Origin of the sequence: Listeria immobilis (genome assembly GCF_014322845.1) — a bacterium.
Lineage (GTDB): Bacteria > Bacillota > Bacilli > Lactobacillales > Listeriaceae > Listeria > Listeria immobilis.
In genome coordinates this window covers 439039-460541 of sequence record NZ_JAASUA010000001.1, presented here as the reverse complement: position 1 = coordinate 460541, position 21503 = coordinate 439039, and the positions used below count along the sequence as shown (strand labels likewise).

Sequence of the window (21503 nt, the reverse complement as noted above, 5' to 3'; positions counted from 1 at the left end):
GGAAGAAGACGATGAAACAAATAAAAGGCAATATAGCCTCACCAATTGGTTTTTACGCAGATGGAAAACATGCTGGATTAAAAAGGAAGAGAAATGATATAGGTTGGATTTATTCAGAAAAACCAGCAGAATCGGCAGCTGTCTATACAATGAATCAAATGCAAGCCGCGCCGATTTTTGTAACAAAAGATTCTTTTGCTAGTAGTGCTAATTTACAAGCAATTATTGTAAATAGTGGTAATGCAAATGCCTGTAATGGAAATCAAGGAATGCTTGATGCGCTCACAATGCGTGCTAAAACTGCTGAAAATTTACAGATTGCAGCCGAGTTAGTGGCAGTGGCTTCTACAGGAATTATAGGAGAACTATTGCCGATGGATAAAATTATTGCTGGTATTGATATGCTTGAAAAACAGGCTGGAAATGCGGCTGATTTTGAAGAAGCTATTTTGACAACAGACACATTTCAAAAACAAATTACCTTTCAAACAGAACTAAGTGGAAAAACAGTGACAATGTCAGGTGTTGCAAAAGGTTCAGGAATGATTCATCCAAATATGGCGACGATGCTTGCTTTTATAACAACCGATGCAGTGATTCCAGCTCCATTATTGCAAAAATTATTAAAAGTAAAAGTAGACAAAACATTCAATCAAATAACAGTAGATGGCGATACTTCAACCAATGATATGGTCGTTGTAATGGCAAATGGTTGTGCAGAAAATCCATTACTCCAAGAAGGAACGGCTGACTTTGAAAAATTCGCAACAATGTTTCAAGCGGTGACAGAACATTTAGCTAAAAGCATTGCTCGTGACGGTGAAGGAGCAACCAAACTGATTGAAGTACGAGTAAATGGAGCAACAAAAACAGAAGATGCACGAATGATCGCTAAAAAAATAGTATCCTCTAGTCTTGTTAAAACAGCTGCATTTGGTGGTGATGGTAATTGGGGAAGAATCATTTGTGCAATTGGCTATTCGGGTGGTCGATTTGCCCCAGATAATATTACGATTAAAATCGGTGGTATTGAAATTTTAAATCATAGCAACCAAACAATTTTTAATCAACAAGCATTAGATGATTATTTAGAAGAAGAACATATCGTTATCGAAGTGGACTTGCATATCGGTCTTGAATCAGGAACTGCATGGGGCTGCGACTTGAGTTATGACTATGTTAAAATCAATGCTTGTTACCGGACGTAAGGAGTGAAAAAAGATGGAAAATACGATTGTAATCAAATTGGGTGGGGTAGCAAGTGATAATTTGACAGAAGCTTTCTTTGAACAAATCGCTCATTGGCAAGCTGATGGAAAGAAAATAGTTATTGTTCATGGTGGCGGTCATTATGTATCGAAAATGATGCAAGCAATGGACATTCCTGTAGAGACAAAAAACGGATTGCGTATTACCAATCAAGCCACTTTAGACGTAACCAAAATGGTATTAATTGGTCAGGTCCAGCCAGCAATTACAACAGCTTTTCAAAAACGAGGGATGGCTGTGATTGGTTTAAATGCTGGAGATACTGGTTTGCTCGAAGCTGTCCAAGTAAGTGATTGCGAACTTGGTTTTGTTGGTGAAATAACCAAAGTAAAAATAACTTTAATAGAGCAGCTACTTGGAGAAAATATGATTACAGTTATTGCGCCACTTGGGGTAACTAAAGAATACAACTGGTTAAATGTAAATGCAGATTCGGTAGCTTGTGAGGTTGCAAGTTCATTAAAAGCAGAGGCTCTTTATCTTTTAACAGATGTTCCAGGAGTAAGAAATGGATCTGAAATACTTACGGAAATAACTAGTTCAGACATGGAACAACTACAAACAACCGGTATTATAATGGGTGGTATGATTCCAAAATTAGCAAGTGCTGCTTTTGCCGTAGAAAATGGGGTTAAACAAGTAATTATTACTGATTCTCTTTTATCAGTAGGCACTAAAATAACAAGTAAGGTGGCGATATAATGAAACATGTCTTCCCAACATATACTAGAATTCCAATTGATTTAGTCCAAGGAAAAGGGACCGTTGTAACAGCTGAAACGGGTCAAAAATATCTTGATTTCACAAGCGGAATAGCAGTCTGCAATTTGGGCCACTGCCCGGAAAATATCACTAATGCAATCCAAAACCAATTAAGCCGTATATGGCATACATCCAATTTATATGAATCGGCTTTGCAAGATCAAGTTGCCGAACTGATTGTTGGCGCGGAAGATAGATTAGTATTTTTTTGCAATAGCGGAACAGAAGCAAATGAAGCAGCGTTAAAATTAGCAAGAAAACACACTGGGAAAGAGAAAATTATCACCTTCGAAAAATCTTTTCATGGTCGAACATTTGGCTCGATGTCCGCTACAGCTCAAGCAAAAATTCACCAAGGATTCGGCGGTCTTGTGCCTGGTTTTACCTATGTTCCTTTTAATGACATTGCAGCTTTTCGGACAGCTATTGATGAAAATACAGCGGCAGTGATGCTGGAAATAATTCAAGGCGAAGGAGGTGTTATTCCTGCGAATGCAGCATGGTTGCTTGAGGTTCAACAACTATGTAGAAAAGCTGGTGCATTATTAATTATTGATGAAGTACAAACTGGACTTGGTCGAACCGGCTCCCTTTATAGTTATCAACATATTGGTTTAGATCCAGATATTTTTACTTTAGCAAAGGGATTAGGTAATGGTTTGCCAATTGGAGCGATGGTTGGAAAATCAGAACTTAGTAGCGCTTTTGGACCTGGAAGTCATGGTTCAACTTTTGGGGGAAATAAAATTGCACTTGCCGCTGCAAAAGAAGTTTTAGAAACGATCAAGCAACCAGCTTTTTTAGAAGAAGTACAAGCAAAAGCGGATTATTTCAGAGATATATTAGAAACAAAGTGCGCTCATTTGCCAAACGTAACGAGCATCCGTGGAGAAGGTTTTCTTATTGGAATAGAAGTGGGTTGTCGCGCAGATTTGGTAGTAAGTGATTTAATGAAACAGGGCTTGCTCATACTAACAGCTGGGCCTAATGTTCTTCGTATTTTACCACCTTTAACAGTAAGTTACGCGGAAATGAATGAGGCAGCAGACATACTTAAAACAGTATTAGAAAATCAATTGATTGGGAGTGAAATGGGATGACAACAGATACAAAAACGAACTCTTTTGGGAAAGATATGTTGAGTTTGCTAGAATGGAACAAAGCTGAATTAATGGATTTGATGGAGCTTGCCGTTTCAATGAAAACGAATCCAGCTCATTACAGTCATATTTTAAGTGGAAAAATTTTAGGAATGATTTTTGATAAGCCATCCACTAGAACGAGGGTTTCTTTTGAAGCAGGAATTTTACAGCTTGGAGGACAGGCAATTGTTATGAGCTCAAAAGAATTACAAATTGGTCGCGGGGAACCAATCAAAGATACAGCTCACGTAATGTCAGAATATATTGATGCTATTATGATTCGAACTTTTAGCCATCAGAAAGTAGAAGAACTCGCACTGCATGCAGAAATTCCAATTATCAATGGGTTAACAGATTTACATCATCCTTGCCAAGCGCTCGCAGATTTAATGACGATTTATGAATGGAAAGATCAATTTAATGGAGTGAAGTTAGCTTATATTGGAGATGGAAATAATGTTTGCCATTCTTTACTTTTAGCTGGTGCGATGGTGGGCTTAGATATTAGCCTCGCGATGCCAAAAGGATATGAAATAGATGAAGCAATTCTGTTAACTGCACAAAAATTAGCAGCAGAAACAGGAAGTAAACTCTTTATTACTGAAGACCCAAAACTTGCAGTAATGGATGCTGATTTCATTTATACTGATGTTTGGACGAGTATGGGGCAAGAAGAGGAGAATGCGAAAAGATTTGCAGACTTTGGAGAAAAATATCAAGTGAATGCAGCGTTAACAAAATATGCGAAATCAGATTATCATTTTTTACATTGTTTACCAGCACATAGGGAAGAAGAAGTGACAACGGAAATTATCGACGGTGAGCATTCGGTTATTTATCAGCAAGCAGGGAATCGATTGCATGCACAAAAAGCATTACTTGCCGCCATTTTAGAAACAAAATAAAAACAGTCCGGCCGAGCTTGGCCAGACTGTTATTTTTTATAGGAAATTACGTTTTACTTTGTCCCAGAAAGAGTTTTTAGGCAATTTAATTATGTTAATGAAACGATCGCCAACTTCTAAATTTACTTCATGGACATGTTGGATACTAAGTGCTTCACTATCCATGCCAATCATCGGAAATTCATTGTTTCCTTCTTCTGAAGAGATTTCAATTCGCAGTTTGCGTTTTGGGCTAAGTATGAACGAAGACCCTAGCGTCCGGAATTTGTTGTTATTAATAGAAGCAAGCTCACTCACTTGCATAGATGGAAGTAATGGATCCACAATCGAACCGTTTACTGATTTATTGTAAGCTGTACTTCCTGTTGGTGTGGAAATAACCATACCATCACCGCGGAAAGTTTCAAAGTGTGAGTCATTAATATATAGGTCCATCGTAAGTGTTCGGATGATGGAAGAACGAATGTTAAATTCATTTAATACATAAAATGCTTTGGTATTATTAACCGTACCGTAAATTGTTGGGTAACGACGAACCAACCAGCGATCTTCAATGGCTGCTTTAATAATCTCATCTAATTGATTAATATGGAAATCACAGTATTGTCCTAATTGCTCAGTTAATGCAATTCCAGCATATAGACAGTCTTGACGGAAGCCAGTTTCTCTGACTGATTTAAGAAATGCACCGTCGCCACCAATACTAATAATTACATTTGCTTTTTGATAGTCATCAGTTAGTTCATAACCGTAGTCCGTTGTAATTTTCTTTAATTCTTTTGCTTTTGCATGTAGTTCTTCTGTTTTTCGATAGGAAAAATAAAAAATAGTTTTTGCCATGTTAGTTGTCCCTCCAGAATACAATTTTAAATCAACAAACTTATTATAACATGACTTAGAGGCAATTTCTTTCTTCTTCTTGAAAAAAGTGAAATGGGACACAATTACGAAAGATATTTGTACAAAATTACCGATACTGGTATTATTACAGTATCTTAAATGAAAAAAGGGGAGAAATTAATGAATGCTAAAAGATGGATTGCATTAGGAATCGTTTTGGCACTTTTAATCGTAAGTGCTTTAGCGAAAGTTACATCAACTCAACTAGCAAACGAAGAAGAGGAAGAAATGGCGGTAATGGATACTTTATTTGCAGGGACAAATGAATTAACTGAAACCGTTATAGAAGACGCAGGGCCAAGCAGAATAGCAGTCTTATCTGTAGATGGAACAATTCAAGATACAGGAGAGAGCAGCTCTTTATTTGGAGAAACAGGATATAATCATTCCTTCTTTATGGATCAATTAGAACAAGTTCGTTTCGATGATTCGATTAGAGGTGTACTGCTTTATGTGAATTCACCAGGTGGAGGTGTAATGGAATCTGCACAAATTCGCGATAAAATTTTACAAATTAAAAAAGAACGTTCCATTCCAGTTTATGTTTCAATGGGGAGTATGGCAGCATCAGGCGGGTATTATATCTCCGCACCAGCTGACAAAATTTTTGCTAGTAAAGAAACGCTTACTGGCTCTCTGGGTGTTATTATGCAAGGATATGACTATAGTGAATTAATGAAAAAACTAGGGATTTCCGACAATACAATTAAAAGTGGTACCCATAAAGACATTATGAGCCCGACAAGACCAATGACGGACGAAGAGAAAAAAATTATGCAGTCCATGATTGATGATTCGTATAATGAATTTGTCCATGTGGTTGCAAGTGGTCGTGGTATGAGCGAAGAACAAGTTCGTAAAATTGCGGATGGACGGATTTATGATGGTCGTCAAGCGAAAGAAAATGGTTTAATTGATGAATTTGGCTACCAAGAAGATGCCTTAGCCGCACTTAAAAAAGAGCAAAAATTATCGAATGCATCTGTTATTCAATATGATGCTCCAACCGGTTTTGATTCATTCTTCTCTGTTGCCACGCAAAAAATAGCAGGCCAAAATGCGGATATTACACAACTAATTAAACTAACTGGTACGCTACAAGCACCAAGGATGATGTATTTATATGGAGAATAACAGGGGAGGAGAAGTATCAATGACGGAAGAAAATATCCCTTTTCAAAATAAACGTCAAGTCTATCATTATCAGCCTAAAATACTTCCAGAAAACTCTATACCAAAGCAATATTTTGCCGGTTTTTGGATTCGATTTTTAGCTTACCTAGTAGATTTAGTTGCAATCCTGGCGATTACTGGCATTCTAGTTAATCCGATTTTCCGTGTCGCAGGTATCACCATGGATAAAAGCTTTTTTTCTATTTACTGGATTGGCATCACACTTTTATTTTTAGCATATTTTGTTCTATTAACTAAGTTTTTTGGACAGACACTTGGCAAGATGCTATTTGGTCTTCGAGTGATTAAACTCGATGGGGAAAAATTATCTTGGTTAACCGTTTTATTTCGTGAAGGAGCAATGCGATTTGTATTAAAAACTATTTGGCCGCTATATTTAGTTTGTGCCTTTACGCCAAATAAACAAGGGATTGCTGACTTTCTTGAGTCTACTTCAGTTGTACACACTGGCTACTTAGAATTAGATGATAAATGGTCAAATGGAGCAAAAAAATAGCTTATAATGATTATCTTCTTTAAAATGAAATAGAAGCTTCAAATTAAAGGAGGAAGAAAAATGACTCAAGTAACATTTAAACATAATCCAGTTACCTTAATAGGTACAGAACGAAAAGTTGGCGATAAAGCGCCAAACTTCACAGTAGTAAATAGAGATTTAGAAGAAGTAACTTTGCACGATTATGACGGGAAAGTTAGACTTATCAGTGTTGTTCCTTCGATAGATACAAGTGTTTGTTCAACACAAACACGCAAATTTAATGAAGAAGCAAGCAACTTAGATAATACCGTTGTTTTGACAATTTCGGTTGATTTACCATTTGCACAAAAAAAATGGTGTGCAGCAGAAGGGTTACCAAACGCAATTACATTATCAGATCACCGAGATCTTTCTTTCGGGGAAGCATATGGTGTGATTATGAAAGAACTTCGCTTACTTGCTCGTTCTGTGTTTGTTGTAAATGCAACAGGTGAAATAGTTTATACAGAAGTAGTTCCAGAAGGTAGTGAACACCCAAATTATGAAGCGGCAATTGAAGCTGCTAAAAAAGCATAATATAGATAAAGTCTTCCTTTCATAGGAAGGCTTTTTCTGTATTATTGTTAGAAATAAACTGTACTAATCAATTTTATATATTTAGAATAAACAATTCTTATTTTACACTAGAAAATCCTTTCACATTCTCTCTAAATACTGTATAATATTTGGTGGTGTTAGTAATGATAAAAATTCGAGGTGTTACTTTTGGCAAATGAAGCAACGCAAGAATTATTTCAAGTGCTTGATAATACAGCTATTATCTTGCAAAATGAGCTTGAAATAAGCTATTTGGAAGCGGTCTATGAAACAGGCGAAAATCTGTTTCAAAAAGAAGTTTTACAAAAAGAAGAGCTGTCTTCTGAAAAACAAGCGAAATTAGAAGAGTCCTATGAAAGCTTGGAGCTCGATAATTTTTCCAATGAAGAGATTCGCAAAGGTCTCCAACTGGCACTACTTAAAGGCATGAAACATGGTATTCAAGTGAATCACCAAATGACACCAGACTCCATTGGTTTTATTGTGGCATATTTACTTGAAAAAGTGATTCAAAAAAAGAAAAATATTTCGATTTTGGATCCTGCATGTGGGACAGCTAATCTTTTAACGACAGTAATAAATCAGCTGGAACTAAAAGAAGCAATGGAGATTCATGCAACTGGTGTAGATGTAGACGATTTGCTTATTTCGCTTGCACTTGTTGGGGCGGATTTACAGCGACAAAAAATGACGTTGCTGCATCAAGATGGATTAGCTAATTTATTAGTGGACCCAGTTGATGTTGTATTAAGTGATTTACCTGTTGGCTATTATCCGGATGATGAAAATGCGAAATCATTTGAACTTAGCCGTGAAGAAGGACATTCATTTGCACATTTCCTTTTCATTGAACAAGGAATGCGCTACACAAAACCAGGAGGATATTTATTCTTTTTGGTACCTGACGCAATGTTTGGGACTAGTGACTTTGCTAAGGTGGACAAGTTTATCAAGAAAAACGGTCATATCGAGGGGATTATTAAATTACCCGAAACACTGTTTAAGTCTGAACAAGCACGAAAAAGCATCTTGATTTTACGAAAAGCGGCAGAAAATGTAAAGCCGCCAAAAGAAGTTTTACTGGCTAATCTCTCATCGCTTACAGATCCAAGCGTTACTGCGCCGATTTTAGCGGAAATCGAGAATTGGTTCAAAGGAAACAATAATGGAAGGAATGGACAAAAATAAAATGGAAAAAACAATTGCAATTAACGCCGGAAGTTCATCTTTGAAATTCCAATTATACGATATGCCATCTGAACGAGTTATTACAGCAGGTATTGTAGAAAGAATTGGCTTAAAGGATTCTATTTTTACAATTACTGTAGATGGAGAAAAAATTAAAGAAGTGGTGGATATTCCTGACCACGAAGTCGCAGTACAAATGTTACTTGAAAAATTAATTAACCATAAAGTAATCGGTTCTTATGACGAAATTACAGGTATTGGTCATCGTGTTGTTCACGGTGGGGAAAGATTCCCTGAGTCCGTTTATATTGACGATGAAGTAATTAAAGATATTGAAGCGTTGTCTGAACTTGCACCACTTCACAACCCAGCTAACGTTACAGGAATTAAAGCTTTCCGTAAAATTTTGCCGGATGTTGTATCAGTTGCTGTTTTCGATACTGCTTTCCACCAAACTATGCCACCAGCAAGTTATTTATATAGTTTACCATTTAGCTACTATGAAGATTATGGCATCCGTAAATATGGTTTCCACGGAACAAGCCATAAATATGTATCCGAACGTGCTGCAGAACTTCTAGGACGCCCTGTAGAAGAATTACGTCTATTAACTTGTCACCTTGGTAATGGAGCAAGTATTGCCGCAGTTGAAGGTGGAAAATCAATGGATACTTCCATGGGATTCACACCACTTGCCGGTGTTTCAATGGGAACTCGTTCTGGTAACATTGACCCAGCGCTTATTCCGTTTATCATGGAAAAAACAGGTAAATCAGCAGAACAAGTATTAGATGTCTTGAATAAAGAATCTGGTATGCTTGGTGTATCAGGAATTTCTAGTGATCTTCGTGATTTAGAAGATGAAGCAGCTAAAGGAAATGATCGTGCAGAGCTTGCACTACAAGTATTCGTTGATCGTATTCATAAATATATTGGATCTTATGCAGCTCGCATGAACGGTGTAGATGCAATTATTTTCACAGCTGGTATAGGTGAAAATAGTTCTTTCATCCGTGAAAAAGTATTACGTGGTTTAGAATTTATGGGCGTATACTGGGATCCAGCACTTAACCAAGTCCGCGGTGAAGAAAGATTTCTTAACTATCCGCACTCCCCAGTAAAAGTTATCATTATTCCAACAAACGAAGAATTAATGATTGCTCGTGATGTAGAAACAATTAAAAATAATCGCTAAATAGTAATTTTTAGCTTTATAAAAAAACAGAACGCCTTTCTTCAAAAGAAGGGGCGTTCTGTTTTTTTGAAAACTTAGTTAGGCCATAAACTAGGGTTTGAGTAGTAAGCATCTAAATCACCGCTAAACCATCGGCCGTTTAATACTTGATGAACGATTTGGTTTTTTGCTGTTTCAGAAATGCTTGTATCTGCTTCGATACGATCAATAATAGCTTGATTTGTATCGGTTTCTTTCTCCATTTTAATTTGAGCTTGGTTATCATCAGCATCTAAAATTAGATTACTTGGATTGTCAGCGCTCCACGTTGTCCATTTTGTTAAATTATCTCCATTTGGATCCCCATCATGCAAGAAATTTTTAAGATAAGCACGGAATTTTTCTTGTAACTCTTCTGCTCCTGGCAATTGATAAGAGTCTGTAATTGTAGAGAGATATGTCTGGTTGTTACTATCTAAGAAGGGGATAAATACACCATGATATGCACCAACTAGACTCATATCTGTAGTCGTTTTTAAATTGGTTCCAAATGGCATTTTTGTATTGTAAATCGGCGCATCGTAATGTTGTTCCATTTTTTTAGCAGATAATTCAGTATTAAATAGGGTATAAAAATCACTGCCATATTGCTTAGCGAACTGGAATTCAGCTAGTTTTTCCTTGTTTTTAGGAATGGCTCCACTTGCAAAACTTTCTGCAAAATAAGGATCTCCCATAGCAAAAAAGGAAAACTCGCTTGTACCTGAGAGCATAATTAAAGGCACATTATTATAATTTTTTGTATCAAAGCCATTTTTTGGAATCACTGCTCCATCGGTGTATAAGTGGGGAAAAGCGCTCATTCGAATGGAAGCATTTCCCATGAGTTTACTTAATCGTTCAGCAGAAACTCCATATAAGTAATCTGCAACTTCCTTATTATTTTCTTGTAACCAAGTATAAGCTTCCTCTTCCGTTGCTTTTACACCATCTTCTACAACGAGTGGGGCAATTGCTTTGGCAAAAACCTTGATGCTATCATCAGGATCGGCAACAGTCATACCTCCACTAAAGGCAATTGCTTTTTGGTATTTATCTTTAAAAATAGGAGAGGTGAGTGAGGCCATTACATCTCTACCACCCGCAGAAAAACCAGAGAAAGTAATATTATCTGGATCACCACCAAAAGCTTCAATGTTTTCTTTTACCCAATCAAGCGACTTTGCCATATCAAGCAAAGCATAGTTACCTGAATCTTCTAGTTTATCACCAGTATTTAAGGCTTTTAAAGGGTTAAAACCAAGTGCGCCAAGACGATAATCAACAGAAATAAAAATCGTATTTAAATCTTTTACAAATGCTTCTCCGCCAATTTCTGTAGCACTTCCGCCTTGATTATTTCCACCATGAATATAAACCATAACAGGCAGCTTTTTCTCTGAAGTGTCTGGGCGATAAATATTCATATGAAGGCTTTCTTCGCTTCCTGTTACACCATCTTGTGCAGTTTGAATAAATACTTCTTTATCTTTTGTTGCATCTAAAGTGCCATCATATTTTTCTGGACTTTCTGGTTTCTTCCAGCGTAATTCTTTCACAGGGGCTTTGGCATAGGGAACACCTTTCCAAACTAAAACGCTTTCATTTTTATCCTTATAACCTTTTACTTTTCCATACTTAGTAGTTACCGTAACTCCTTTTTTGTAATTTAAATGGTCTTTTTCTACTTCTTCGTTTTGATTGGAGCCACATCCAGCAAGAACTATAAGTAAGCAGCTAACAAATACTAACAACATCCATTTTTTCATTTTCCCACTCCTTATTATTAATTTAGCTAAAAAAACCTGAAACAAACGCGTACTTAAAAAGTGCGCATTTGTTTCAGGTTATGCCCAAAAGGTTACATTCCTTTAACAAAATATAAGATGTTTTAAATATAGCATGAAATTTTGTAAAAACAATATTATTTAAATAAAATCCACACAACTGACACATTCTTGTTTTTTCGCGTTTATTTTATACGTTTTCCGGCGTAAAAACAGATACTCTCAAAGGAAAGTATCTGTTTTAAGCATGTATGTTTATTTTTCATCTTTGTAATCTGGTTCGTCATTCCGAACAACGAGAACATCACAAGGGGAGTGGCGAATAATATATTCAGATACACTACCAATCAATAAGCGTTCTACTGCATTTAGCCCTGTAGCACCACACATAATTAAATCTGCTTGGAATGCTTTTGCAGCTTCTTTTGTAATAGCTGTTTTTGGAGAACCATATTCAATATAGCTTTCTACTTTTGTCACACCAGCTTTTAAGGCATCTTCTTTATAACCGCTAAGTAGTTCATCTGCATATTCAGTCGCTTTATCTGCCATGCTTGTATCATAGTTAGCCACAGACGAGAAAGCACGAGTATCAATAACATGCACAAGACCCAGTGCAGCATCATTACGATTAGCTACCTGAATTGCCTTTTGGAATGCACTTTCTGCTTCTTTTGAACCGTCGACTGCCACTAAAACTCTTTCGTATTGTTGTAACATAATAATTCCTCCAATCAAAATATGTATCTTCTATAACTATACTTTACCCCTTTTTTCGTAAAAGAACCATTAATTACTAAAAAAATTGGCTTCAAAATTATTTTGCATTTATTAGGCTGATTTTGTGTGAATTTCAGTTGGTTAATTTTTTACAACTTAGGTATATTGTGTTAGCATGATGGTGTAGAAAAAAATATGTGGTTCATTATACCTATTCAGGGAGCGTGATTTAGATGTTAGTCGGCGTACCGAAAGAGATAAAAAATAATGAAAATAGAGTGGCTATGACTCCGGCGAGTGTTTTATCCTATGTTAATGCAGGGCACACAGTACTCGTAGAAAAAGGGGCGGGTGTAGGTTCTAGTTATCAAGATGCCGATTTTGTACAGGCGGGAGCAAAAATGGTTGATACAGCTAAAGAAGCTTGGAATGTGGATATGGTCGTAAAAGTAAAAGAACCAATTGCATCAGAGTATGGCTATTTTAAAGAAGGACTTGTACTTTTTACATACTTACATTTAGCAAACGAGCCAACTTTGGCAAAAGCTTTAATCGAAAGTAAAGTTAACAGTATTGCTTATGAAACAGTGGAATTAGCAGATCACTCACTGCCGTTACTTTCGCCGATGAGTGAAGTGGCTGGGAGGATGGCAGCTCAAATAGGTGCACAATTTTTGCAAAAAACAAATGGGGGAATGGGCGTATTGCTCGGCGGGGTTCCAGGTGTAGAAAAAAGTGAGGTCGTTATTATTGGTGGTGGCATTGCAGGTACTAATGCCGCAAAAATTGCGATAGGACTTGGTGCAAATGTAACTATTTTAGATTTGAATTTAAAACGATTACGTGAGTTGGATGATATTTTTGGCACTCAAGTACAAACCTTAATGTCGAATGATTTTAATATTGAAATAGCTGTAAAAAAAGCAGATTTAGTTATCGGGGCAGTGCTTATTCCAGGGGCTAAAGCGCCAAAATTAGTAAAAGAGCATGTGATTAAACAAATGAATCCGGGAGCTGTTCTAGTAGATATTGCCATTGATCAGGGAGGGATTTTTGATACAACAGACCATGTTTCCACACATGATAATCCAACCTACGAAAAATTTGGCGTTCTTCATTACGCTGTAGCTAATATGCCAGGTGCAGTACCAAGAACATCCACTATAGCACTTACCAACGCAACATTACCTTTTGGATTAAAACTTGCAAATCATGGATTAGAAGTAGCTGTGAAAAAAGACCCATATTTACTACGTGGATTAAATACGTATCAAGGGCATATTACGTATCAAGCTGTGGCAGACTCACTTGGACTAGTTTATACAGATAGTAAACAATTAATTTAACAACAAGATTAAAACAGAAGTATTTTTACACCAAAAAAGCAGAAACCTAGTATATGCCATTTTAAGCCTCCTTCTAGAGTATAAATCAAACGCTAGAGGTAGAGAATCCTTAAAAATGGTTATATAATGATTTCTGCTTTTTATTTTATACTAATTGATTTTAATTGCTTATCTTATTGGATGATTTGTAATGTTTTTGGGAATTCCGTTAGAACTTTCACACCGTCTTTTGTTACGACTAAATCATCTTCAATACGAACACCAGCAACTCCTGGTACATAAATTCCTGGTTCAATTGTAAACACCATATTTTCTTGAAGCGGCATGTCATTCGTTTCTGTAATAGAAGGGAACTCATGGACACTTGCTCCAAGACCATGACCGAGACGATGCGGGAAATAATCTCCATAACCAGCTTCTCGGATAATGTTTCTTGCAGTTAAATCAATTTCACTCGCTTTTATCCCTGCCTTTACTTTAGCAACTGCTGCTGTTTGCGCCTCTAGAACAGTATTATAAATCTTTTGCTGTTCTTCAGAAATTTCACCAAAAGCAACTGTCCGAGTAATATCTGAACAATATCCTTTATGAACCACGCCTAAATCAAATAGGACTAGATCTCCTTTTTTAATTTTTGTTTCTCCTGGTGTACCATGCGGAAGGGCACCGTTTTTACCTGTTAAAACCATTGTATCAAAAGACATTGCTGTTACGCCTTTTTTCTTCATTTCGTATTCAATCTTGGCAACAATTTCTGCCTCTGTTTTTCCTTCTGCAATTTCATCTACGCCCACTTGAACAGCAAAGTCAGCAAGTAAAGCTGCTTCTTTTAATATTTGTAATTCTGTTTCTGTTTTTATTAAGCGGATTTGTGCTATCTTATGTTCAATTGGAATAAAAGAACTAGTAGAGAAAAGACCAGCTAATTGCTCAAAACGATCAACATTTAGATGGTTTTTTTCTATTGCAAATTTACTTGGAGTTGCTACTCGCTTTTTAATTTCACTAGCGATGATTTTGAACGGGTTTTCTGTATCAGTATAACCATATGCTGGATGAGTCCAGTCGCCTCCACGTACATCTTCTACTTCTAAAGCAGGAGTGAAAAGAAATGGTTCGCTTTCTGAAAATACAGCTAGTCCTAGTACTCTTTCATGTGGTTCGCTGTGATAACCAGAAAAGTAAGCAATATTTTCAGGATCTGTTAAAAATGCTACTTCGGCACCTTGCTCTTTTAACCAATTTTGTAGGACATCGATATTTTTTTCCATTTTTGTGTACCTTCTTTCCAATTGATTTTTATATAATAATAACATGCAAAGGAAATATTTTGCTAATAAACACCTCCTAGTTTACGAGGTGTTATATATTAGTTTATAATAAGAATGGTACAACAATACGCACTTAATATTAATTGGAAAGGATGTTTTTTTCATGAAGATTTCATTTCACGGGCAGTCTTGTATTAAAATTATTACTGGAAATACAACTATTTTAGTCGATCCATTTATTTCTGGAAATGAAAAATGCGATTTAAAAGCAGAAGAGCAGATGCCAGACTATATTGTGCTGTCACACGGACATGATGACCATGTTGGTGATACAGTTCAAATTGCGAAAAACGCTGGATCAGAAGTTATTTGTAACGCAGATTTGGCTGCATTTTTAGCAGTGGAAGATGGACTTGAAAAAATTTCTCCAATGCATATTGGTGGAAAAAGACAATTTGATTTTGGTCAAGTGAAGTTAACACAAGCTTTTCACGGCTCGCAAACCGTTCGTGACGGCCGTATTATTAATGTAGGTTTTCCAACAGGTATCGTATTTACAATTGAGGGAAAGAATATTTATTTTGCAGGAGATACAGGTCTATTTTCTGATATGAAATTAATCGGGGAATTAAATCCGCTAGATCTAGCCTTTTTACCAATTGGTGATAATTTTACAATGGGACCTGAAGATGCTGCGATTGCGGCTCGATTCTTACAAACAAAAATGGTTATTCCCATGCACTACAATACATTTCCGCTAATTGAACAAGATCCATATAAATTTGTTGCATCGCTAGATAAAGAAATTACTGGAAAAGTACTAGAAATTGGCGAAGAAATCGAAATCTAACAAAAGAAATGGGTGAAATGAGTCGTGGCCACAAAACATGAACAGATTTTGAAATATATTGAAAACCTTGCAGTTGGAGAAAAAATATCTGTAAGAAAAATTGCTAAAAACTTATCTGTTAGTGAAGGAACTGCTTATCGAGCAATCAAAGACGCGGAAATAATCGGCTTTGTTTCTACTATTAAGCGAGTGGGGACCCTTCGAATAGAACGAAAACAAAAAGACAGCATTGAAAAATTAACTTTTGCAGAAATTGTCAATATGATTGATGGACAAGTTCTTGGCGGACGTGCTGGACTTTATAAATCACTAAACAAGTTTGTTATTGGCGCGATGACTGTAGAAGCAATGGAGCGTTACACAGATGCTGGCAATTTACTAATTGTTGGAAATCGAGTGAGCGCCCATGAACTTGCTCTAAAACGCGGGGCAGCAGTACTGATTACAGGTGGATTTGACACGGATGATGAAGTAAAACGACTAGCAGATGAAAAAGAACTACCGATTTTGTCTACTTCTTATGATACATTCACTGTCGCAACCATGATTAATCGAGCAATTTATGACCAGTTAATCAAAAAAGAAGTTGTTTTTGTGGAGGATATTTTAACACCATTAGAAACAACTGCATTTTTATCCACAGCAGATAAAGTAGAAGACTGGCATAAAATGGAAGATACTACCGGACATAGCCGTTTTCCAGTTGTAAACCGAGCTATGAGACTGACCGGAATGGTTACAAGCAAAGATATTTTAGATAAAAATCCAAGTATTTCAATAGAACGTGTAATGACAAAAAATCCTCTAACAGTAGGACCAAAAATGAGTGTTGCTTCCGTTGCGCACATGATGATTTGGGAAAGTATTGAAGTAATCCCAGTAGTAAAAGATGATTTAACATTAATTGGGATTGTGAGCAGACAAGATATTCTAAAATCAATGCAAATGATTCAAAAACAACCACAAGTTGGTGAGACCATTGACGACACGATTACTAATCAACTTTCCGAAAAAGCTGACACAAATGTGGAGGCAGATTATGAATTTAAAGTGAGCCCGCAAATGACTAATTCTCTTGGTACATTATCATATGGTGTTTTCACGCAGATTGTATGTGAAGTTGTTCAGCAGAAATTATTTTCAATGAAAAAACGCAATGTGGCAATCGAAAATGTGACCATGTATTTCTTAAAACCTGTCCAAATGGATGCGACAATGGTGATTAAACCACGTATTTTGGAAATGGGACGTAAAGCAGGAAAATTAGATGTGGAACTATATTTAGAAGGAATATTAACCGGAAAAGCAATTGTTGCTTGTCAAATGATGGAACGTTAAACAGAAATTGAGGCGAAAAAATGAAAAATGAGATTTTACATGAAGTAAAACAATATGAAACGATTATTTTGCATCGGCATGTAAGACCAGATCCAGATGCTTATGGTTCGCAAATGGGACTTGCAGAAATTATTCATGCAAGTTTTCCTGAAAAAAAAGTCTATTCAGTAGGAAATGATGAAACTTCTTTACAATTTCTTGGCAAAGTAGAAGAGATTTCCGATGATACTTACAAAGAGGCGCTTGTTATTGTATGTGATACTGCCAATCAAGAACGTGTTTCAGATCAACGTTTTCAATTAGGAAAAAAATTAATAAAAATAGATCATCACCCAAATGATGATGCTTACGGGGACATACTTTGGGTAAACACAAATGCTTCTTCTTGTAGTGAAATGATAGTTGATTTTTGGGAAACTTTTTCCGAAGAACTCGTACTAAATGAAAAAGCAGCTCGACTACTATATGCTGGAATTGTTGGAGATACAGGCAGATTTTTATATCCGAGTACGACTGAGGAGACATTAAGATTATCAGCGAGACTTGTTACTTTTCCATTTGATCGTCCAGCGCTTTACCGGCAACTATATGAACTGCCCAAAAATACAATAAAGCTTTCTGGTTATATTTTACAAAACTTTGTGATGGACGAAAATGGTGCAGCAACAGTTTATCTAAGTGATACACTATTAGCTGAATTTGATGTTAATCCTAGAGACGCTTCAGCACTTGTTTCCTCTATTGAGAATGTAGCGGGTATTAAAGCCTGGATTATGTATATTCAAGAGGGACCTGTTATTAGAGCACGATTACGTTCAAAAGGACCTGTCATTAACGAACTAGCGAAAGAATATGGTGGCGGTGGTCATCCGCTTGCTTCTGGCGCGACCTTGCATAGTGAAGAAGAAATTAAAGAAATGACAGAAAAATTACAACTGATTTGTGCGACTAAATAGAAGGACGATAAGGTCAGATATCTATCTGGCTTTATTTTTACATAAAAACACGAACACACTTTCTTTTTTAGAATTTAACCGATATAATGGAAAAAGAGAGTTTTGAAAGGAGAGAGGATAGTGGGATTTGTTCATTTACAAGTTGCAAGCGCATATGATTTACTTTCAAGTACTGCATCAGTTGATTCGCTTGTCGCTAAAGCAAAAGAATACCATTATCCAGCCTTAGCAATTACGGATAAAAACGTGCTTTATGGAGCAATTGAATTTTACCAAAAATGTTTAGCGGTGGATATAAAACCAATTATTGGGATGACGGTAACGATACAAGGTTATGTAAATCCAATTAATTCCTACGAGTTAATACTAATTGCAAAAACAACTGCTGGATATCATGAGTTACTGAAAATCGCTAGTGCCATTCAAACACGCGAAGAAGGATTAGAGCTTCCGCAAAGCTGGCTACGTGCTTATAGTACTGACCTTATTGCAATTTCACCAGGAGCAAAAGGAGAAGTAGAGCGGCTTCTTATGGAAGATAATCAGGATGGAGCATTAGAAGCTTACGAAAACTTAGTGACTATTTTTGGTAAAGATTCTGTTTATCTATCAGTGCAAAAAGAAAACCCACGTCTTTTCGCAAAAATTGAAACATTTTGCGCAGAAGAAAAAGTACGCGCAGTAGCGACTAAAGATGTGCAATATATTGAACCAAAAGATGCACAGGCAAGAGAAGTATTAACAGCTATTCGTGATAATCGGACGGTGGACTGGACGACACTTCCACTTGCGGGCTCTAATTATTTTACTTCGCAGGATGAGATGGTGCGAGTTTGGCAAACTGATTTTGAAAAAAAGACATGCGAGGAAACTGGTAAATTAGCAGATCGATGTCAAGTTGAAATAGCATTAGATCAACATCTACTGCCAAGGTTTCCAATAGCTGATAATCAAAAGGCCTCTGATGTTTTACAACAAACAGCATATGCCGGATTAAAAGAACGTGGACTAATGCGGGCTGAATATCAAGAACGTTTAGATTATGAGTTAAAAGTAATTACCGAAATGGGATTTGCGGATTATTTTCTTATTGTATGGGATGTTATTCGCTATTCTAAAGAAGCAGGAATTTTAACGGGTCCTGGTCGTGGTTCCGCAGCAGGTTCGTTAGTTTCTTTTGCATTAAGAATTACAGATGTGGACCCAATTAAATACCATTTGTTATTTGAACGTTTTTTAAATCCAGAACGAATTACCATGCCCGATATTGACTTGGATTTTCCGGATAATCGTCGTGATGAAGTAATTTCATATGTTGTATCAAAATACGGTGAAGCACATGTGGCACAAATTGGTACATTTGGTACACTTGCAGCAAAAGCAGCTATCCGTGATACTGCAAGAAGTTTTGGTTTAAATTCGGTTCTTTTATCTGAGTGGTCTAAATTAATTCCAAGCCAGTTAGGTATTACTTTACAGAAGGCGATTCAAGAAAATCCACGGCTAGAAAATCATATAAAAAGCTCCAAAGTAAATGAAATGATTTGGGAAGTTGCATGTCAGCTAGAGGGCCTCCCTCGACATATTTCAACGCATGCCGCTGGAATTGTTATAAGTGATAAACCGCTTGTTGAACAAGTTGCTCTACAATTAGGCAGTGGTGATGCACGTTTAACACAGTTTGCCATGGGAGAACTAGAAAAAATCGGTTTACTTAAAATGGATTTTCTTGGCCTTAGAAATCTAAGTTTACTTGATCGTGTGCTAAAATCAGTTAATTACACTCGTGAAAAACCATTAACTTTGGCTGATATTTCACTAGATGATGAAAAAACATTGAAGTTATTCCAAACAGGGGATACAACCGGTGTTTTTCAATTTGAATCGGACGGAATTCGTCGGGTGCTCAGGAAGTTAAAACCAACTTCTTTTGAAGATATCGTCGCAGTAGACGCCCTTTATCGCCCGGGTCCAATGGAACAAATTGATACATTTATTGCCAGAAAACATGGAAAAGAAGCGATTCAATATCCACATCCAGATTTAGCACCAATTTTAGAAGTGACTTATGGGGTGATTGTTTATCAAGAACAAATTATCCAAGTCGCTAACTTAATGGCAGGTTTTTCACTTGGCGAAGCGGATTTACTACGTCGTGCAGTAAGTAAGAAAAAAGCAGATGTGCTAAATGAAGAACGGATACATTTTGTAGATGGGGCGAGAAGTAAGGGCTATTCTGATAGTAGCGCCAATCAAGTGTATGACATGATTGTACAGTTTGCGAATTATGGATTTAACCGTAGTCATGCAGCGGCATATTCTAAAATTGCTTTTCAATTAGCCTACCTAAAGGCGAATTATCCAGCCGCATTTATGTCTTCTTTGCTTAGCTCTGTTTTTGGAAATGATGATAAGATTGCGCAATATATTACCGAAGCAAAAAACTATGGTATCCAAATGTTAGCGCCTAGTATTAATCATAGTCATTATTATTTTCAAATGGAAGGCGAAACGGCCATTCGTTATAGTTTTCGAGTCATTCGAAAAGTGCCAACCAAGTTTGTTCTCGAAATTATTAACGAACGAAAAAAAGCACCTTTCCAAGATTTCTTTGATTTTTGTGAACGTATGCCACATAAAATGTTATCAGAAACTGTCTTAGAAGCTTTAGTATTATCAGGTTGTTTTGATGAATTTGGTGAAGATAGAGCAACGATACTTGCGACGATTGATGCCGTATTGCAGTATATTTCTTTACTTGGTGAAGATTCTAAAGGGATGAACCTTTTTGCAGAAGATGATGATTTTTTAAAGAAAATGAAGCCGCGTTACCGAAAAACAGCACCTATTTCCATTGATGAAAAATTAGAAAAAGAAAAGCTCTATACTGGTCAATATGTCTCTGCGCATCCAGTAGCTTACTATCAAACTAAACTACAAAATATCGCAATTACTAGACTTGCGGAAATTAGTTCTGGAAAAAATTATCAAGTTGCAGTTTATGTTCATGAAGTTAAATCCATTAGAACGAAAAAAGGGGAGACAATGTGCTTTTTGACTGTTAGTGATGACACGAAAGAATTAAGTGCAGTGATGTTCCCTGAAAGTTATCGTAAATATGCTTCTTTCGCTCAAAAAGGAGAGATTCTGTTTTTACAAGTGAAAGCAGATAAGCGAAATGGCGAACTTCAGTTAATTGTAAATCAAGCAGAAGATTTAAAAGAAGTGAAAGCTCCAATGAGACTGTTTATTCAACTAACTGAGTCGTCTCAAATGGAACGCATAAGACCCATTTTATTAAAATATAAAGGGAGCTCTAAGGTTATTATCCATCAAGCATTAACTAAGCAAACAACAGAGTTAAAAAATATTCAAGTGGAGCCTTCAGAGGGATTACACGAGGCCTTAGTAACACTTCTTGGTAAAGAGAATGTTGTTTTTAAGTAATCTTAAACTTTCTATATTTAGCAAAAGTATGTTATAGTTTAACGTGGGAAACGATATTGCGCAGTCTGTCCAATGATTATTCGGACGGACTGGCATTTTGTCTTCTTATGGGAAAATGCGGTTAAAAATATGTTTCATGT

At 36.5% G+C, this 21503-nt stretch carries 18 protein-coding genes; 14 read left to right on the top strand and 4 right to left on the bottom strand.

The genetic code is table 11. From position 1 onward, the window contains the following. Window positions 1-11 precede the first annotated feature (11 nt). Genes argJ through argF form a run of 4 tightly spaced genes read left to right on the top strand, consistent with a single transcriptional unit; the run spans window position 12 to window position 4078 of the window. A complete protein-coding gene (argJ, locus tag HCJ45_RS02385; protein WP_187123917.1) occupies window positions 12-1208 on the top strand; it encodes a bifunctional glutamate N-acetyltransferase/amino-acid acetyltransferase ArgJ in 1197 nt (398 codons plus the stop codon). Window positions 1209-1221: 13 nt separating this feature from the next. Beyond that, window positions 1222-1971, top strand: a complete 750-nt coding sequence (gene argB / locus HCJ45_RS02380) for an acetylglutamate kinase (protein WP_187123916.1) — start codon at window positions 1222-1224, stop codon at window positions 1969-1971. Beyond that, complete coding sequence (argD, locus tag HCJ45_RS02375; RefSeq protein WP_187123915.1) at window positions 1971-3131, top strand: acetylornithine transaminase; 1161 nt, start codon at window positions 1971-1973, stop codon at window positions 3129-3131. Before argB ends, argD begins: the two co-directional genes overlap by 1 nt. Then, a complete protein-coding gene (argF, locus tag HCJ45_RS02370; protein WP_187123914.1) occupies window positions 3128-4078 on the top strand; it encodes an ornithine carbamoyltransferase in 951 nt (316 codons plus the stop codon). The genes argD and argF overlap by 4 nt, the downstream gene beginning before the upstream one ends. Before the next feature lie 36 nt (window positions 4079-4114). Here the strand turns inward: argF and HCJ45_RS02365 are convergent, their stop codons facing one another. Beyond that, window positions 4115-4918: an NAD kinase gene (locus HCJ45_RS02365; protein ID WP_008947953.1), complete on the bottom strand. Its 804-nt coding sequence runs from the start codon at window positions 4916-4918 to the stop codon at window positions 4115-4117. Between the two features lie 180 nt (window positions 4919-5098). On the opposite strand from HCJ45_RS02365, the gene sppA reads away from it, so the two are divergent. The 5 genes from sppA to HCJ45_RS02340 all read left to right on the top strand — a co-directional run bounded on the left by sppA (window position 5099) and on the right by HCJ45_RS02340 (window position 9630). Next, entirely contained in the window at window positions 5099-6112 is a 1014-nt protein-coding gene (gene sppA / locus HCJ45_RS02360; protein WP_187123913.1) for a signal peptide peptidase SppA, read from the top strand. Window positions 6113-6131: 19 nt separating this feature from the next. Then, window positions 6132-6668 (top strand): RDD family protein, encoded by a 537-nt coding sequence (locus HCJ45_RS02355; RefSeq protein ID WP_185380645.1) that lies wholly within the window; start codon window positions 6132-6134, stop codon window positions 6666-6668. Between the two features lie 60 nt (window positions 6669-6728). Next, window positions 6729-7226: a thiol peroxidase gene (gene tpx / locus HCJ45_RS02350; RefSeq protein ID WP_185347343.1), complete on the top strand. Its 498-nt coding sequence runs from the start codon at window positions 6729-6731 to the stop codon at window positions 7224-7226. A 189-nt stretch (window positions 7227-7415) separates the two neighbouring features. Then, window positions 7416-8435, top strand: a complete 1020-nt coding sequence (locus tag HCJ45_RS02345) for a class I SAM-dependent methyltransferase (protein ID WP_187123912.1) — start codon at window positions 7416-7418, stop codon at window positions 8433-8435. A 1-nt stretch (window position 8436) separates the two neighbouring features. Continuing rightward, window positions 8437-9630, top strand: coding sequence for an acetate kinase (locus HCJ45_RS02340; protein WP_187123911.1), 1194 nt, complete (start codon window positions 8437-8439; stop codon window positions 9628-9630). A 74-nt stretch (window positions 9631-9704) separates the two neighbouring features. On the opposite strand, the gene HCJ45_RS02335 is transcribed toward HCJ45_RS02340, so the two are convergent. Beyond that, window positions 9705-11417 (bottom strand): carboxylesterase family protein, encoded by a 1713-nt coding sequence (locus HCJ45_RS02335; protein ID WP_187123910.1) that lies wholly within the window; start codon window positions 11415-11417, stop codon window positions 9705-9707. Window positions 11418-11690: 273 nt separating this feature from the next. After that, window positions 11691-12155, bottom strand: coding sequence for a universal stress protein (locus HCJ45_RS02330; protein ID WP_185347350.1), 465 nt, complete (start codon window positions 12153-12155; stop codon window positions 11691-11693). Between the two features lie 233 nt (window positions 12156-12388). Between HCJ45_RS02330 and ald the strand changes: the two genes are divergently transcribed. Continuing rightward, window positions 12389-13501, top strand: coding sequence for an alanine dehydrogenase (gene ald / locus HCJ45_RS02325; RefSeq protein WP_187123909.1), 1113 nt, complete (start codon window positions 12389-12391; stop codon window positions 13499-13501). Between the two features lie 173 nt (window positions 13502-13674). Here ald and HCJ45_RS02320 read toward each other — a convergent pair whose 3' ends face one another. After that, window positions 13675-14772 (bottom strand): M24 family metallopeptidase, encoded by a 1098-nt coding sequence (locus HCJ45_RS02320; RefSeq protein WP_187123908.1) that lies wholly within the window; start codon window positions 14770-14772, stop codon window positions 13675-13677. A 163-nt stretch (window positions 14773-14935) separates the two neighbouring features. Between HCJ45_RS02320 and HCJ45_RS02315 the strand changes: the two genes are divergently transcribed. The 4 genes from HCJ45_RS02315 (at window position 14936) to dnaE (ending at window position 21363) form a co-directional block, all read left to right on the top strand. Beyond that, complete coding sequence (locus HCJ45_RS02315; protein ID WP_185347356.1) at window positions 14936-15622, top strand: metal-dependent hydrolase; 687 nt, start codon at window positions 14936-14938, stop codon at window positions 15620-15622. Window positions 15623-15646: 24 nt separating this feature from the next. After that, on the top strand, window positions 15647-16960 hold the full coding sequence (ytoI, locus tag HCJ45_RS02310) for a CBS-HotDog domain-containing transcription factor YtoI (RefSeq protein WP_187123907.1): 1314 nt from the start codon (window positions 15647-15649) through the stop codon (window positions 16958-16960). A gap of 20 nt (window positions 16961-16980) precedes the next feature. After that, window positions 16981-17916, top strand: coding sequence for a DHH family phosphoesterase (locus HCJ45_RS02305; RefSeq protein ID WP_187123906.1), 936 nt, complete (start codon window positions 16981-16983; stop codon window positions 17914-17916). A 120-nt stretch (window positions 17917-18036) separates the two neighbouring features. Further along, window positions 18037-21363, top strand: a complete 3327-nt coding sequence (dnaE, locus tag HCJ45_RS02300) for a DNA polymerase III subunit alpha (protein WP_187123905.1) — start codon at window positions 18037-18039, stop codon at window positions 21361-21363. Window positions 21364-21503: the final 140 nt, after the last annotated feature.